A 1,185-nucleotide genomic window follows, 5' to 3' on the forward strand; every position below is an offset into this window, starting at 1 on the left:
CCAAAATGAAATATAAAAAAACAGGTGCTTTGATTCTTGGATTTCTGCTGCTTCTTTCCTTTTCCGGCTGCGGCATGAAGCAGATGGCTTCCTCCGGAGAAGGAAGCAGCTACACTGTCACTGATGCCACAGGAAAAGAAGTCAAAATTCCTGCCAAGCCGAAGCGGATTCTGGGAAACTCCGCTTCCATCGACACCATGCTCCTTTCCGTGGTGACACCGGACAAGCTGGCTGCTGCCACTGACGCAGACAGGGATCCCAACATTTCCTATGTGGCAGATGACACAAAAGATATTCCTCTTACCGTACCTCTGGCAGGTCTTTCCATGGAAATCGTTACAGAAGCACGGCCTGATCTTATCGTAGCTTCTACCTATACTGACGGTAAGGAACTGGATATGTACAGAAATCTGGGTATTCCTGTAGTCGTCATCGACGGCCCCCGCTCTATTGACCAGGTAAAGGAAGATGTGCGCATCATCGCCGCTGCTGCCGGAGAGAAGGAGCGGGGCGAAAATGTTATTTCCCAAATGGACTCGGCTCTTGCGGAAATCGATGACCGCCTTTCCCAGGAAACCGGCAAAAAGCCGGTAGTATACCTGGTATCCCAGATGACCCGCTACGGCGGTCCCGGCTCCATGTTCAACGAACTCCTCACCCGCGCCCGTATTGATAATGCCATCGCCCTGGCCGGCGGCGTCAACGGGCAGGCCACTTCACCGGAACTCATCATCAAAACAGATCCGGATATGCTTTTCGTTTCCACCGATCGAAGCTCTGATACCACCGGTGCCGCCAAATACAGAGATGATTTTCTGGCTAATCCGGCCATTGCCTCCATGCGGGCCGCCAGGCACATCGTACCGGTGGAAGACCGCTATATCTACTCCGCCTCCCAGAACTGTGTATGGGCCATCAAAGGCCTGGCCAATGCCGCCTACGGACCGATTTTTGATATGAGCGGAGAAAAACAGATACGAGGATACTGAATACTAAAAAAGACCGCAGACGCAGTCTTTTTTTATATCAGGAGCAGGCAGCTGCATTTCTGAAGACGGCCTGCCCCTGCAGGAAATTTTCTTTTCATGAGCTGTCCGCCGCCGACGGCAAGACAGCTCATTTTTCCAGGGCAAAAACTCCTGAATCATCCCAATGCCGCTGCATGGCGGGGTGCAGGTCATCTTC

Annotated in this window: 1 protein-coding gene; it reads left to right on the plus strand. The window is 52.3% G+C overall.

The annotated features are described in order from the left end of the window. Nucleotides 1–989 (plus strand): ABC transporter substrate-binding protein (locus ACI4N7_RS02525; RefSeq protein WP_439731797.1); only part of this gene is annotated, 989 nt, incomplete at its 5' end. Between the last annotated feature and the right edge of the window lie 196 nt (nt 990–1,185).

The organism is Dialister sp., assembly GCF_051885895.1.
Lineage (GTDB): Bacteria > Bacillota > Negativicutes > Veillonellales > Dialisteraceae > Dialister.